Raw genomic sequence first — 14581 nt, 5'->3', positions numbered from 1 at the left:
AATATTGTATAATCTGTCTAATTTTAACCCTTCGTGTGTTTACATTTTGTATTATATAGTATTTATAAAGAATTTACAAAGCAGATTTAATTATAGCTTTCATACCACTTTAGTTATAGTAAAAGTTTTTCTTCTTGACAGTCCGCCAAAATCATATATGATGGAAATAAATCCTGAACTGCAAATGCCTGCAGTTATGGACCGATAGGAGGCAGCCATGACCACACGCCAGCTTTATTACCTTGTTACCATTTCCGACCTGGGCAGTCTTTCAAGCGCAGCCCAGGTGCTGGGAATCTCACAGCCTGCGCTGAGCAAGTTCCTGACCGAGTATGAAGCATCCCTGGGCTTTCTTATATTCCTCCGGTATCACCGCCAGCTGACCCCTACTTCCGTGGGCAGGTACGTGATTGACTGCGCCCAGAAAATCCTGGACGAGCAGACCCGCATGCTGCAGATGCTACGGGCCGTGACGGACAGCAATCACGCCCGCATACGTCTGGCCACCGCGCCCAACCGGGGAGCCATTATCTACAGCCGTATCTATAACCAGTTCTCACACCGTTATCCGGACATCTCCCTGACGCTGACCGAGCTTTATGCCCGGGACCAGCCGGGCGCCATCCTCCATGGACAGATTGACCTGGCCATCGGTTCAGGCAGGAATTCCGACAAGGTGACGGACCTGCCCATTGCCTATGAGGAGCTGCTGGTATCCCTTCCAGTCTCCCATCCCCTGGCAACAGCGGAGAAAATCCGCCTGTCCGATCTCAGGGATACCCCTTTTGTACTCCAGGGGCCCAGGCACAGTATCCGTATTCTGGCAGAGGAGCTTTTTCAGGAAGCCGGATTTAATCCGGTGGTAACCTTTGAATCCAACGACGTCATCCTGGTGGACTCCATGCTGCACCAGGCCGTGGGGGTGGGACTGGTGTCCCAGGCCCATGTGTTTCCCTGTGAGGAGCTGGTTTACCGCTCCCTGGACCCTCCCATCCACCAGACCCTTCATATCCGCTATCCCCTGGGGCATACCCTGACAGAACCGGAACGCTATCTTGCAGGCCTTCTGATTCATGAGCGTTTATCCGATTCCCGCTACAAGGCCATCCCCTCTGCCGAAACAGAGGAGCTACTTAGGATTGTGGACCAGGACAGCCAGCCTGCGACCGATGCCATTTCCCCATCCCAGGCAGCCATCCGTGCCCACGCAGCCCACTATACGGCCCCTGAACTCAACCTGAATACCCAGCTGCTAAAATACGTCATCGCCATTGTGGACGAGAAGAGCCTGACAAAGGCAGCGGAAAAATATTTCCTTACCCAGCCAGCCCTGTCCCGCCATCTGCACAACGTGGAGGGCATGCTGTGCGCCCAGTTATTCACCCGGGTACATAACCGTCTTAAGCCCACCAATGCAGGTAAGGTGTTTGTCAACTTCGCCCGTAACATCCTTCAGATTGAAGCTGAGATGACTGCCCATATCCATGCATATCAGACCGGACATGGAGGCGGTATTTACCTGCACTGCGACCCAGGGCTGTCCGGTATCCTGCACAGGCAGGTCACGGGCAGTTTCAGCCGGCTCCACCCGGATGTCAACCTGAATATAATAGAAAGCGGCCGCGAAACCGCCCAGGAAGCCCTGCTCAATGCATCGGCGGACTTCGGCCTTTACTTTTCCTGCGAGGAGGAGCATCCAATCCTGGACAGCCGGATCCTGGATGAGGATGAGCTGGTGTACTGTTTCGGGACAGAGGATTGCCCGGACCCGAAGCAGGATATCCGTATTCCCGTTCCGGTTTCCACAGCCATGCATCCCCGCCGTATCATGCTCGCTCCACAAAGCAGCGCCCTGCGCCTGGAGCAGGACCGTCTTCTGGGGGAATGGCCCGGACTGCCTGCCGCGGTTGTATGCGAGGCCCGGCCGGATATCCTGCGGACCCTGTCCATGTGCGGGGCTGCCAGCACCATACTTCCCGCCCGTTCCCTGAATCAGGAAACATTATCCCGGTGCAGGTTCTTTGAGGAACCTCAGAATTACTATCTGCTGCTGGTCCATCACCCGGGACGCAACCTCCCGGCCTTTGTAAAGGACCTGATCCGGCTGCTGAATGATACATTTGAAACATATTTTTCCAACCATAACGAATCATAACAAGGAGGCCCATAATGAACCAATTATTCTGTCACCCCGAAACCATTGCAATCAAAAAAGCAGTGTACTACGACATTGCCCCATCCCCTTGCCCACACCATTTAAGGACGGCATCGGCGGCATCCGGTATGCATCCTTTTTCAAAGGCTGGATGAAGATTTATGATGAGGACGGCTTCTGCGGACAGGGACCGGCCAGCCCTTTGATGACCGACTTCTTCCTTCCCCGGATGTTAGATGCCCCCGGAAAATCCAACGGGGAATGGATGGAATATTTCTGGTGGGAAATCCGCAATTTCGGCTATCAAAGCCCCTATATTCCTGAAATGACCAACTTGGACTGGCTGCTTTTAGACCTTCTGGCAAACCGCGCAGTACTGCCCCTCCACCGCTTCCTGGGCGCTGACCGGGATTGGGCCGCCGTGTATAAAGGAGGCGGTTCCGTCCTTTTAAGCGACGAGGCGCTGATCTCGGACCTGCAGCGTTTTAAGGACGAGGGGTACAAAACAACAAAATTCAAAATCGGCGGCAGCGGCGCTGACTTCTCCCTGCCTGGGACACCAAAACAGCCTTTGCCTTTGCAAAAGAAGCAGCCCCCTTCGGCGTGGCATGGCTGGAGGAGCCGGTCCACGCCTATGACATGGATGCCTTAAGGGAACTTCGGGACCTGTTAGATGAGGCCGGCATTGCCATGGAGATTGCCATGGGCGAATTTGCTTGAAAACAGAGGACTTTCTTCTATATAAAAGAATCTTTCAGTGAGGGAGCCATTGATTTTGACGAACCTGTTTTTTGCATTCATCATACATTGAGTGAAAATCTGTGAACATCTGCCAACATCAGACACATATTAAGGAAGTGCTTATTATCTGACATTGGAAGAAAAATCTTAAAGTCAACAGATTATTTGTTCAAGGGCTGCTCGGTGGGCAGCGGCCTGAAAAGAGGGCGGTTTGAGGTGAAAATGGACGGATTTGCGACGCCGGCGGGAGGGTTTTCAGGGATTTTGTGTGAAATCACTTGAATTTATAGAGTGGATTGATTATAATAGAGGTGTAAAAAAGGAACAACCACCTCACACAAGAGGTTGGCCGAATACTCAAATGACAGAATTGCCACCCTTTCAACCGCCAAGTTTACAAGGGTGGTTTTTCTGTACCCGTTTCCGGGACTTAGAAAACGTTACTGACTAATCTTTAAGATAAAGGTCAGTAATGCGAGAATGAACATACCAAAGGCCATTAACCTTTCTCGGCTTTTTCTTTCAGCTTTTTTTCAGCTTTTTTTCAGCTTTTTTTCAGCTTTTTCTCAGCCGCAGCAGTTCAGACAGCGTATTTACCCCACAGAAAGAGGCCACGGATTTCTCAATGTCCGTACCGCCGCCCAACTGGAATCAAAACAGCAGAGCCACAGGGTCTTCGCATTATCCGTCAGGTCCGTGATCTTTGTATCAAAGGCCATGATTCTGAAGCTGCTTTAAACCGCAGCGCTCCACTATCCCAATGGCGGCCCTGATACGGAAATTCGAAAGGGATTCAATGGGAAATTTGGAAGGTCTCCCATATCCTGCAGTCACGGACAAGGCAGAGGGCTGACTGCAGTAATTTACAGCAAGGCGTCAAAAGGCTGCCGCCTTTACGGTTCTTCAACCGTTAAAGCGGCAGCCCGGCCTTCTTTATACCTCCGGCCTATTCTGCCATATTGAGCAGTGTAATGATAATCTGGTCTGCTCCCACCTCTGCCTTGCGTTTCACGATATCCTCAATCTGGGCCCGCTGCGGATCCGTAATGGAAGGCGCATTGATGACCACATCCACCTTATCCTTGGTAATGCTGACAACAGGGTCTGAGAAGCCTTTTGCCATCAGGAGGGTTTCTGCGGCATTTTCCTTCTCGGAAACCTCTGTCAGGTCAATCATGTCCTGGATGGCCTGCTGTTTGGCTGCTTCATCAATGCTGTCACTGTTAATCAGGCTCATCAGTGTCTCTTTGTTCTTGGCGCGCACCTGCTCCCTGCTGAGCTGCACGTTTGCTATGTAATCAGCCACGTTCATGCCGCTGGTCAGCACGGCTTCCCCAGGATTTTCCAATCCCGCCTGGGCGGAGCTGTCCGTATCTGCCGCTGCCATCTGCCCCGGATCTGCTGCCTGGGTAGCCTCCTCGACTCCTGTGCCGTCTCCGGCCTGAGCCAGCTGTCCCTGGTCTGTTCCGGTGTCTGCTGCTGCCTGGGCGCCGTCTGCGTCGCTTAACGCATCCAGGTCAGAAGGGTCCTGGTCCAGGCTGGGAATCTCCTGTAGTCCGGCCTGGCCGTTTAAGGAGGCTGCCTGGTTCTCTGCCAGGATATCTTCATCCGAAATGTCCATGGCACCTGCCTCATACACCCGGTTGCCGCTTGCCAAATCCTTCTTTCCCGCATAGTTGAGATATCCGGCTGCCGCAATCATGACAGCCAGTGTCGTGATGATGATTTGGTTCCTGCGGAAGAGACGTTTCATGCTCATGTCTTTCATGTGCTCTTTTACCTGTTTCATATTCTTGATTTTCATATCCTGCACTCCTTTATTTATTCCACCCTCTTTAATACTTTTATTTTATGTGCCGGCAGGCCAAATAATGCTTCCATGGCCTCAGAAATTTCAGCTTTTACGGTTGGGCTGCCTCCGCCCTCTGCGCTGATAATGATTCCCGATATCTCCGGACTCAGTTCTTTTTCAACAATGGGCGCGTTTGTGCTGCTGCCGGAACCGCTTCCCGATAGTATGGTACTCTCCTGTATCTGGTTGTTTGTCACATTCCTGGTGCCTCCCCCTGAATCCTTTTCCTGGGTGGTGCTGGTATTCGTGGAGCGATCCACCCGAAGCACCTTTTCGCTGGAGGATTTAAGCACCACCATGACATCCACCTTTCCCACGCCGTCCACAGACTTTAATATATTCCTGATTCTGTTTTCCATCTGTGCTTCATAGGACCCGTCCTCGGATGTGCGGGCTGCCGCCGGGTAGGAATCCTCCTTCCCGTCTGACGCGCCTGCCCCGTTTCCGTCCGGCCCCTGGGCCATCCCGTTTTTGGAGGAGCCCTGGCCAAAGCCGCTGCCCTCTCCGCTTCCATTGGTATTGTCCTTTGTCCACAGCGGAACCGCCCCGGTGCCATCTGTCCCGGCCCCCACGGTCTGCTCACCGGCATTCTTGTCCTTCTTGCTTCCTCCGGGCAGGGGAAAGGAGAGAATCATGAGAAGAACACCTATAAGAAGCAATAACAACCACTTTTCCTTAGTCATTTTTCCACTGAATTTCGATATCCGATTCTTCCAGTCCATAGTACTGCGCCACCTTTCCTGTTAAATGGTTTATTTTTCTGTCCGCCGCCATGCCTCCGGCCTCCGGTGTCTTCCCCGGACTGTCCGTCTCCCCGGAATTGCCTGTCTCTCCCCGTTCCGGTGTGTCCCCGTTTTCCTCCATTCCTCCGGTTTCCGGCGGTTCTCCCAGTTCCACATCCTCAACCTTCACACTGTCAATCCTCCCTGCGTCCACATTCACGGGCCTGCTCCCCATATAATCCCAGCTGTCCGGCTCTGCCTTCGTCTTCTCCCCGCTGATGACCAGACCGATTCCTTCAATCCGCCCATAGCGGCTGCTGTTCCGGTCACCGTCAATCTGTACGCTGGCTCCGGTACATTCCAGGCCCTCCTCCCTGGCCATGGCCTCCACATCAGCTGCCACCGCCTGCTCATACTTACGGATGACCTGGTCCAGGCGACGTTCTTCCATCCCCCAAAGATCCTGTTTCAAGTCATCCGTGTCATTCTGAAAGGAAATGGATTTAAACATGGACGATATCTGCTCATCCAGGTGCAGCCCTCCTGTAAATGGGCTCACTACCAGAAGAATCAGGACCATGCCTGAAAAAAAGCGGATGTATTTGCCATATTTGGAGTCCGCCAGAAGATTATTTACCACTGAAAGGAAAATCATGTAGTATATGATGTTCTTCACCCATCCATAGACAGCTTCCATAGGCATCTCCTTTTATATAACACTATAGCGTTCCGGTATTTTGCAGTTCGGTATCTTACAGTCCGTTTTTTATATTCCGCCGCCTGCCCCGTCCGCTCCGCTACGAGGCAAAATAATTTACATTGGTGGACGCACATGTGATAGCTATGGCTATCATGAACAGAAACATGGAGTAAAGCACAATCTGCAGCAGCAGCTTATGTCCTTTGGACACTCCCGACACGCAGGACACCACCCGCTTGTCACACACAGGCTGCATCACGGCAGCCACGCACTGGTACATAACCATGAGGACCGTCAGTTTCATCACCGGAACAACGGATATGACAGCCAATACAACCACTGCCGCAGCTCCCATGGTATTCTTAATCAGCACCCCTGACCCCAGGACCATCTGGGCCATGGCTCCCGCCCCCTGGCCCAGCCCCGGAATCATTTCCATGAGCCGTTTCATTCCTGTCTGGCCTGCCGCATCGGCATAGGGGAGTATCATGGCCTGTATGAGATGGAATCCCACCACAAGCCCGGTCAAGGTCCGCAGACTCCACACTACGGCCTGCTCCAGCAGCTCAGTCAGCTTTGACAGCAACGCCTCCTTTGCCACATGGCTGCCCAGTACCATGAGCACATAAATCCTGACCATGGACAGCAGGACTGTGCTGCACAGCCATTGTACCCCGGTCACCGCGCCCAGCATACACTCATACAGTGACAGGGCGCTCATGCTGCCCCCGGAAAACGCCACTGCCATATAGTAGGCCGGCATGAGCAGCTTCATGAATTCCAGTATTTGTTCCATCACCTGGGCCGCCACCTGCAGGCTGGCGGAAAAACTGGCTGCCAGAAATGTAAACATCAGGAGATATGTAACGAAAAAACCCGTGTCTGAAATCTGGCCGCCCTTAAATACTGAAGAAACATTGGTAAACACAGCTCCAATCATACCAATGGCAGCCACCTGAAACAGCATCTGGCCTCCCCTGTCCACCTGCGAAAACAGAGCGTTCTTAAGGCCCATTCCGGTCTGGCCCAGGATGCCCTTCAGGTTTCCTTTCATCAGCTCCTTCATCAGTCCCCAGAAGGAAAGTCCTCCCATTCCCCCGTCCTGCTGTCCCATGACATCATCCAGAAACTGCTGAAGCCCCTCCATCTCATCCTGAAGCCCCATGTCCTGCAATGCCTGGTCCACCCCTGCCTCTGTGCCCTGTTCCCCGCCGGTATCCTGTCCCTGGCCTGTGCCCTGTTCCCCGCCGGTATCCTGTCCCTGGCCTGTGCCCTGGCCCCCGCCGGTATCCTGTTCCCCGCCGGTATCCTGTTCCCCGCCGGTATCCTGTCCCTGGCCTGCGCCCTGGCCCCCGCCGGTATCCTGTCCCTGGCCTGTGGACTGTCCCCCGCCGGTATCCCATCCCTGGCCTGCGCCCTGCCCCCCGCCGGTGCCTGTCCCCTGTCCACCCGGTTGTCCCCGCCACTGCCCCTGCCGCTGTTCTTCCAGCTGCCCTTCCATCTGCCCTCTCACCGAAGCGCCGTAAACAGGGCTGCCTGCCCAGCCCAGGACTCCGGCAAACAGCACCGCCAGCCCCCATAGGGCTGCGCTCCTGACTCCCCATTTCTTCCATCTCTTCATCCCAAAAATGTCTCCAATGTCCCAAAAAGTGCCAGCAGAATGGGCATACTGATACCCAGAATGGACAGCTTCCCGAATATTTCAATCTGGTTTCCCAGGGAACCGTACCCTGCGTCCTTGCAGATTCCGGATGCAAATTCGGCCACATAGGTAATGCCCACCATCTTAAGCAGCGTCACCAGATATACGCTGTTTACCTTGATATAGCCCTGAATCCGTTCCAAGGCCTCCAGTATGTCCTTTAACTTTACAGTACCGTAAAAGAAGATAAAGGCACCTGCCGCCATGACCATATATGCTGCGTATTCTCCCTTTAATCCCTTTAACTGCACCGCCAGCAGGACCGTGGCAATCCCTGCAGCCGCAATAGTAATAATTGTCATATGGTTTCCTCCCTGAAAAGGCGCGTTTTACAGCGCAAACAGATTCTTCATTGTCTCAAACAGGTCGTATATGTAAGGTATCATCCAGAATAATACCAGCACCAATCCGGCCAGACTCGTAAGGAAAGCCTGCTCATCCCGGCCGCTGTGCTTTAATACCTGGCAGATGACAGATACCAGGATTCCTACTGCCGCTATGCGAAATATCAGATTTACACCCATTGCCGTCTCCTCAATCTTCTTAAATATATATTTATAAATGTGTCCTGTGTATCACAGGCACATACAATCACAAAACATGTGTCCCCGACTTGTCTCAGAACATCACAATCACAAGAAACACCCCTCCCATGATTCCCAGGCTTGTGTACAGCCGGCATTTCTCCCTCTGGTTCTGCCTGAGATAATCAATGGTCAAATCCAGCTGTTCCAGATACAGCTTAAGGGTCCGTTCCTGCATGTCCACATCCAGATACCCCAGATGTTCCCCCAGACGGGCCAGCTGTTCTAAATCCTCCTGTTCCAGGGGAATCCGGCCCGTGTCTGTATTCAAGGCCATCACCTGGCGCCTCCATATCTCCTGAAGGGATTCTCCCTCCTGCATATAAATTCCTTCTGCCGCGGCCTCGAACAGGCCGCCCAAAGGTCCGGGCTCCCGTTTTCCCACCCGCTCCAGGGCTTCTGCCAGCGGCGCCCGGCTGTATGTAATCTCACCTTTTAAGAAATATATCATCTGCCTTAGGGTCTCCAGCATCCTCAGCCGCCCTTTCCACTGCATGGCAGACCAGATTCCCAGTCCGCCCGCGGAAAACAGCACCAGAATTGCCCCTGTCCACTTAAATGCTCCCACTTTGCGACTCCTTTCCGCTCCCATCCGCATACAGGACATTTCCCCTGCCGTCCCATATAGTCGCCACATGGCCTGCCGCTCCCCGGCAGTCCAGCAGAATCATCCGCTCAAAGGCCCCCTGGTGAATCAGCTCACCCACAGCCGGCTTCTGCATGATATCCTCCAGCGAACTGCCGTGGATGGTGGCTGCCAGAGAACAGCCGCAGTTTCTCACATATTCAATGGCCTGTACGTCCTCCCTGCTTCCAATCTCATCCACAGCTATGACCTGGGGCGCCATGGACCTTACCAACATCATCATGCCCTGGCTTTTGGGACAGCAGTCCAGCACATCGGTTCTCATGCCCAAATCATTCTGAGGCACCCCCTGGTAGCAGGCTCCTAACTCTGACCGCTCATCCACCACCCCCACAGACACCCCCGGTATCCTTCTGCCGGTGCGCTGGGTCCTGGGTCCGTCCGAGACCTGGCGGATAATGTCCCGGAGCAGAGTCGTCTTGCCGCACCTGGGCGGCGATATTACCAATGTATTCAGGAAGCGGCCGTCATCCGAATACAGATAATCCATCACCTGGTTGGCACAGCCCTGAATCTGATGGGCTACCCGTATATTGATGAAGGAAATGGATTTCATGAGCCGTATATCCTGTCCAAGAGCCATGGTCCTGCCCGCCACCCCAATCCGGTGTCCGCCCTGTATGGTGATGAATCCCTGACGCAGCTCTTCTTCCGCTGCATAGACGGAAAAGCTGCACATATATTCCACGGTTTCCTTCATCTGAGCCTGGCTGACCGTGACGATTCCGGCCCTGGCCCAGTACCGTTCCTGTTCCTGGCAGCGGCCGCTTCCCCGGATATCCCTTACCGGCGGATCGGGAACCCCCACCGCCAGGCTTCCATCTGTTTTAACCGCATATTCCCGGCCGCCGCAGATAAGCAGCAGCGGTTTCTGGGTCCTCAACCGTATCTCCTGTACCCTGTCGAAATCCACAGTAACCTGTCCAAGTATTGTTCGCAGGTCCCTTGGAAATATTTTCAGGACTTCTTCCCTGCCATCCATAATCTTCACCCCTTTTACCTCAATATATGAAACGTGTCCAAAAATATGACTGGAGCCAAAAAAAAGGCAGCACCGGCCCGGCTGGGGCTGTGCTGCCAATGTTGTTTTATCTGTGTCTGTTTTATCTGTGTCTGTTTTATCTGTGTCTGTTTTATCTGTTTCCTTCTATCTTCTTCTCTTTACCTTCTTAACAATCTGCCCCGCAGGCCTCCTGTCAATCTTGTATACAATCTGCATGAACCTGGCCACCTCGTCCCAGGCCTCCCGGCTCTCAGGAACCAGGTCCATGCTCATCTGGAACACATGAAACATACCCTCATACACGGATACCCGGCGCTTCACCCCGGCCCTCCGGGCATTTTGGGCCACCTCCAGCGTATCGCTTAAAAGCATCTCATGGCCTCCTGCCTGAAGGAGCATGGGCGGCAGGCCCCTGAATTCGCCGAATACCGGCGACATATAAGGATCCCTGGGATCAGCCCCGCCGATGTATGAGGAATTATACAGCATGCTCTCCCGCGAATTGCCAAAGAGAGGATCATTTTCAAAGTTGAACTCATAACTGTCCCCGCTGCATGTCAAATCAGCCCAGGGGGACATGAGAACCAGACCTGCGGGCTGAGGCATCCCATGGTCCCTGAGGTAAAGGCACAGGGCCAGGGCCAGGCCGCCTCCCGCCGAATCACCTGCAACCACCACCTGGCCCGGCCTGTAGTGTTTTTCCTTAATCAGCCACTGGTAGGCGTGAATTACATCCTCCAGGGCCGCCGGATAAGGGTGCTCCGGCGCCACCCTGTAATCCACGGTCAGCACGTCCCCGCCATAGCTGAGACGGCTGTAGCGCACGGAAAACTTCCGGTAAATATTCTTCATGGGGCCTATATATCCGCCTCCGTGAAGCTGAAGCACCACCCTGCCGGTGACCACTCCCTCCGGCTTAAGATATTCCATTTTAAAGGGCTCTCTGTCAATGATTTCATACTCATAGCCAGATGGGCATACCCAGGCCGGCTCCACGGGATTTTTCCTGAATTCCCCTGTCTGGATGGGTTTTCCCAGGGACGTCTCCATGATGTCGTGAATCATATCCCGCACCAGCGCCCCCCGTATACTCACATTTTTATTACGCATGCTTATCTGTATCCTCTCTGTAAATGCAGGGTCCCTCCGTTATCACAGATGAAACCGTCTGATGAGTTCGTTCTTAAATCTCCGGTCACCCAGGAATATGGTTAAAGCCAGAATTCCCACGGTCAGTATTACTGTTGTAATTGCCATGGCAGGATGGGTGACCAGCCCTGCGGCCCACAAAATCAGCGGGATGAAGCTGAAAACCGTAATGGCGATCTGGTACATGAAATAGCTCTGCCAGTTCAAACGGTTCACAACAATGAGCAGCACCACGGCTGCATCCGCAAACAGTATGGTTCCCGGCACAGCATAGTTGACGGACCAGCCCCCAAATCCAAGGACCCGGTCTATCATCACAAGCAGAATCTGCATGCCAATGGTTTGTATCAGCAGTGATTTTCCCAGGTTGGCATGGCGCAGGATGGAATACCGGAGGGTCAGCCCTGCATAGGCAATTCCCGGTATGGCAATCCCGGACCACCAGAGCCCGTCATAGGTAGCGATATTCACCAGGCCCAGAAGCAGGGCCAACACAGCCAGCACCCCGTAGCATGCCAGCACCAGTTTTTTCCATATGCTCTCGTCATGCTGAATCACCGGATAATTTCCCTTATCCGCCTCCGGCATGATAACGCCGTTGCTCTCCAGCTCCACCGGAATGCCGTCTGCCCTCAGGCGGCCGAAAAAGCATTCCTCCAGCCTGGAATCCTGGAATACCTTGGTGAAGGTGATGACTGTCCTGTCACCAAAGGAACACACGCCGCATTTGGCGGGCTGGCGCTTTGAAACGCCAATCAGCATACGGAACCCTTCAATATCATCCTGATACTCCCGGTCCATGGAGATAAGACCGATATTGGATAAGGTAATGGTATGGGCCCTGTCATTGCGGCGGAAAATGAAGCCAAGGGCCAGCCACTTGACAAACAGCGGAAGGATGCGGACATACCACTTCTTCTCATTTGAGACATTGTAGGATATGGTCTCCTCCAGCTTTATCTTCACTATCTTCTCGTCCATCTGCCTGCATACGGATGCAAGAATTTCCCCAAAATTATCCCTGCCCTGACCCGGTTCGTGGTCAATTGTTGTCACCGCGAAAAAGTTGGAGGCTGTGTTGGAGCCAAAAAAGGCCCTCAGGTTAATGGGAAGGTTCACCCCGATGTGGCGTCCCTCCTGGCCTTCCTCCTGATATACCCTGGAAATGGACCAGATCAGGCAGGCCGTCAGGTACTTCGTGATGCTGACCCCCATTTTACGGCTTACTGCCTTCAGCTCCCCTGTGTCCGCGTAACCGTGAACCACACTCTCTCCCCCAAAGGGAATATATCTCCCTGTAAGGCGCAGCGCCGGACGGGAGCTGTAGCGTCTGGTCCGCATTTTCCGGTAATGCTTAAGGTAGCTGTCCTCTGTCTGGGTGGATACGCCTTCCCCCGGCCGCGCGCCGTTCCTTCTCCCTCCCCGCTTTAACTCCAGGTAGCCTGCGGTCAGTTCCTTCAGGAAATTCACGGCCCCCATGCCGTCCGTCACCGCATGGAATACCTCCAGATTGATTCTGGTTCCATAATAGCTTACGCGGAACAGGTAGAGCTGGTTGCTCTTGGGGTCAATATAGCGGCAGGGCCAGCTGCTCTCCTGCTCAACAAAGGGCTGGCGTTTGTTCTCCTCGAAGTAATACCAGAAAAAGCCTCTCTTAAGCTTCACCTTAAACCCGCCAAACCAGGGCAGGACCTCTTCCAGCGCCTGGCCCAGCAGTCCGGGGTCTATCTCTTCTTTCAATGTTACGGAAATACGGAATACGTTGCTCAGATTTTCATTGGCTATCATAGGGAATATCTTACCTGTGTTATCCAGCCTGTGCCACCGTTTTCCCTGGGGATTCTTCTTCATAGCGCCCCTTTCTGCCGGCCGTCCCGCAGATTTCCTGCGGGTCCGGCGCAAACTTTTCTGCCATAATATCTCTGTCATCCTGCAATCACAACTATATGATATATTTGACCCATAAACCCAGACAACGCATGAAATTCTGCTCAAGTACTTTCCCGCTCTGCCAACGTAGCTGAAAATGTAACATGGCGGGAAGCTGGTTTTTGCCCGGCCGGAGCTTCTACCTCTGCAATACATAAGCCAGCTGCTTCTTTACCCATATCAAAAGCCGGCATTTCCATGGAAGTCATGGATGTTTGGAGCATACCTCCCACAGCATGACCAGTCAGGCTGATAACTTTTACTTGTTCCAAGCTCATCCCTCTATCTACAATTGATCGGATTGCCCCCAGTCCCTGTACATCCACTGCAGCCATAATGGCATCTATGTTGGGATTATCATCCAGAAGCTGATTAGTGCAGTCATAACCATATTCATAGCTGTTAGCAGGCTGGGTACAGGCACAGCTATACTCAGTCAAACCATACTGAGCAAGCGCCCGCTGATAGCCCCTATATCTATCCCGATAGGGAGCCAGACTCGTAGTGCCATTAATGAGACCAATCTCCCTGCATCCTTTATCATAGAGATATTTCACTGCATCATAGCCACAAGTCTCGAATTCCAGCGTCACACTGCTTAATCGCCGTTCCTGTTCGCGGAGAATCTGAACCACTGGCAGTCCGCTAGCCTGAATATCCCGCAATACTCGTCCGTTTTTGCCGGTGGCGGCAATGATTAGACCATCTACGAAACCATTTCGCAGACGCGTCAAGCACTCACGCTCCGCCTTTGCTTCGTCCTCTGTGACGCAAATGAGGGTAGCGTACCCTCTGTTTCGAGCCTCCTGTTCAATTCCTTGCAAAATCTGAGAAAAAATAGTCATATGCAGGCGAGGCATCACCACGCCGATTGTATGCCGTTTTCCCTGACGGAGAGCTTGTGCCATAACATTAGGGTGATATCCCAGTTCCTGAGCAGCAGCATAGATCCGCTCCTTTGTATCGGGATGAACATACGAGGTGTTGTTGAGTGCCCGTGAAACCGTGCTGACATCCACACAAGCCAGACGGGCTACATCCTTTAAAGTTGCCATTATTATACTCCTATATGCAATCGTTTGTAAAAAAGACACCTTCGATTATTTATTATACCCTCAATAACCTCAATTTACAAGAATGATATGTGTATTCAATCAATGCTGTTTTTTCAGCACATTGTACATTTTTCGCTCTAAAGCAGCGCTAAAACGCCACATTATGCAAAATATTGCAGAGGACATGCAAAACGTTGCAGGTCAAAGCAAATGCATTGACATTGAAATAGCGGCATGATATAACCTAGACATGCAAAGACAAACGTTTGCAGAAAGCAGCAGCCGCAGGCGCGCGATGCGGGTGAAAGAACGTATGAAAACAACTACAATATACCAAATCAAA

Annotated in this window: 14 protein-coding genes; 3 read left to right on the top strand and 11 right to left on the bottom strand. The window is 52.8% G+C overall.

All coding sequences use genetic code 11. The annotated features are described in order from the left end of the window. The first annotated feature begins 217 nt into the window (after positions 1-217). From G614_RS0116175 to G614_RS30150, 3 genes are all read left to right on the top strand, one after another. Complete coding sequence (locus G614_RS0116175; RefSeq protein WP_027642786.1) at positions 218-2155, top strand: LysR family transcriptional regulator; 1938 nt, start codon at positions 218-220, stop codon at positions 2153-2155. Between the two features lie 88 nt (positions 2156-2243). Next, on the top strand, positions 2244-2807 hold the full coding sequence (locus tag G614_RS32830) for a hypothetical protein (RefSeq protein WP_027642785.1): 564 nt from the start codon (positions 2244-2246) through the stop codon (positions 2805-2807). Further along, positions 2759-2875 (top strand): hypothetical protein, encoded by a 117-nt coding sequence (locus G614_RS30150; protein ID WP_080664526.1) that lies wholly within the window; start codon positions 2759-2761, stop codon positions 2873-2875. Before G614_RS32830 ends, G614_RS30150 begins: the two co-directional genes overlap by 49 nt. 967 nt (positions 2876-3842) lie before the next feature. Here the strand turns inward: G614_RS30150 and G614_RS0116155 are convergent. The 11 genes from G614_RS0116155 to G614_RS0116105 all read right to left on the bottom strand — a co-directional run bounded on the left by G614_RS0116155 (position 3843) and on the right by G614_RS0116105 (position 14238). After that, the gene (locus tag G614_RS0116155; RefSeq protein WP_027642783.1) at positions 3843-4700 is read right to left on the bottom strand and encodes a SpoIIIAH-like family protein; all 858 of its coding nucleotides are present in this window, start codon (positions 4698-4700) and stop codon (positions 3843-3845) included. Between the two features lie 17 nt (positions 4701-4717). Further along, complete coding sequence (locus G614_RS0116150) at positions 4718-5470, bottom strand: stage III sporulation protein AG (RefSeq protein ID WP_027642782.1); 753 nt, start codon at positions 5468-5470, stop codon at positions 4718-4720. Next, complete coding sequence (locus G614_RS0116145) at positions 5424-6167, bottom strand: stage III sporulation protein AF (protein ID WP_027642781.1); 744 nt, start codon at positions 6165-6167, stop codon at positions 5424-5426. The genes G614_RS0116150 and G614_RS0116145 overlap by 47 nt, the downstream gene beginning before the upstream one ends. Positions 6168-6267: 100 nt before the next feature. Beyond that, on the bottom strand, positions 6268-7791 hold the full coding sequence (locus G614_RS0116140; protein ID WP_027642780.1) for a stage III sporulation protein AE: 1524 nt from the start codon (positions 7789-7791) through the stop codon (positions 6268-6270). Next, the gene (locus G614_RS0116135; RefSeq protein WP_027642779.1) at positions 7788-8174 is read right to left on the bottom strand and encodes a SpoIIIAC/SpoIIIAD family protein; all 387 of its coding nucleotides are present in this window, start codon (positions 8172-8174) and stop codon (positions 7788-7790) included. The genes G614_RS0116140 and G614_RS0116135 overlap by 4 nt, the downstream gene beginning before the upstream one ends. A 27-nt stretch (positions 8175-8201) precedes the next feature. After that, positions 8202-8396 carry a stage III sporulation protein AC gene (gene spoIIIAC, locus G614_RS0116130; protein WP_002569682.1) on the bottom strand — a complete coding sequence of 65 codons (195 nt, stop codon included), beginning with the start codon at positions 8394-8396 and terminating at the stop codon, positions 8202-8204. Positions 8397-8490: 94 nt separating this feature from the next. Next, complete coding sequence (locus G614_RS0116125) at positions 8491-9024, bottom strand: stage III sporulation protein AB (RefSeq protein WP_027642778.1); 534 nt, start codon at positions 9022-9024, stop codon at positions 8491-8493. Beyond that, positions 9011-10084, bottom strand: a complete 1074-nt coding sequence (gene spoIIIAA / locus G614_RS0116120) for a stage III sporulation protein AA (protein ID WP_027642777.1) — start codon at positions 10082-10084, stop codon at positions 9011-9013. Before spoIIIAA ends, G614_RS0116125 begins: the two co-directional genes overlap by 14 nt. Positions 10085-10249: 165 nt before the next feature. Next, a complete protein-coding gene (locus G614_RS0116115) occupies positions 10250-11215 on the bottom strand; it encodes an alpha/beta hydrolase (RefSeq protein ID WP_027642776.1) in 966 nt (321 codons plus the stop codon). Between the two features lie 42 nt (positions 11216-11257). Continuing rightward, complete coding sequence (locus tag G614_RS0116110; protein ID WP_027642775.1) at positions 11258-13105, bottom strand: DUF6320 domain-containing protein; 1848 nt, start codon at positions 13103-13105, stop codon at positions 11258-11260. Positions 13106-13245: 140 nt separating this feature from the next. Next, positions 13246-14238, bottom strand: coding sequence for a LacI family DNA-binding transcriptional regulator (locus G614_RS0116105; protein ID WP_027642774.1), 993 nt, complete (start codon positions 14236-14238; stop codon positions 13246-13248). Positions 14239-14581 lie beyond the last annotated feature (343 nt).

It is taken from the genome of [Clostridium] clostridioforme AGR2157 (assembly GCF_000424325.1).
Lineage (GTDB): Bacteria > Bacillota > Clostridia > Lachnospirales > Lachnospiraceae > Enterocloster > Enterocloster clostridioformis_A.
Note: the sequence above shows the minus strand (reverse complement) of the source record. Positions and strands in the feature narration are given on the sequence as shown.

Excerpts from the sequence above, each read along its gene's own strand:
- G614_RS0116175 (WP_027642786.1), top strand. The coding sequence starts at position 218 with ATGACCACACGCCAGCTTTATTACCTTGTTACCATTTCCGACCTGGGC.
- G614_RS0116155 (WP_027642783.1), bottom strand. The coding sequence starts at position 4,700 with ATGAAAATCAAGAATATGAAACAGGTAAAAGAGCACATGAAAGACATG.
- G614_RS0116150 (WP_027642782.1), bottom strand. The coding sequence starts at position 5,470 with ATGGACTGGAAGAATCGGATATCGAAATTCAGTGGAAAAATGACTAAG.
- G614_RS0116145 (WP_027642781.1), bottom strand. The coding sequence starts at position 6,167 with ATGGAAGCTGTCTATGGATGGGTGAAGAACATCATATACTACATGATT.
- G614_RS0116140 (WP_027642780.1), bottom strand. The coding sequence starts at position 7,791 with ATGAAGAGATGGAAGAAATGGGGAGTCAGGAGCGCAGCCCTATGGGGG.
- G614_RS0116135 (WP_027642779.1), bottom strand. The coding sequence starts at position 8,174 with ATGACAATTATTACTATTGCGGCTGCAGGGATTGCCACGGTCCTGCTG.
- spoIIIAC (WP_002569682.1), bottom strand. The coding sequence starts at position 8,396 with ATGGGTGTAAATCTGATATTTCGCATAGCGGCAGTAGGAATCCTGGTA.
- spoIIIAA (WP_027642777.1), bottom strand. The coding sequence starts at position 10,084 with ATGGATGGCAGGGAAGAAGTCCTGAAAATATTTCCAAGGGACCTGCGA.
- G614_RS0116115 (WP_027642776.1), bottom strand. The coding sequence starts at position 11,215 with ATGCGTAATAAAAATGTGAGTATACGGGGGGCGCTGGTGCGGGATATG.
- G614_RS0116110 (WP_027642775.1), bottom strand. The coding sequence starts at position 13,105 with ATGAAGAAGAATCCCCAGGGAAAACGGTGGCACAGGCTGGATAACACA.
- G614_RS0116105 (WP_027642774.1), bottom strand. The coding sequence starts at position 14,238 with ATGGCAACTTTAAAGGATGTAGCCCGTCTGGCTTGTGTGGATGTCAGC.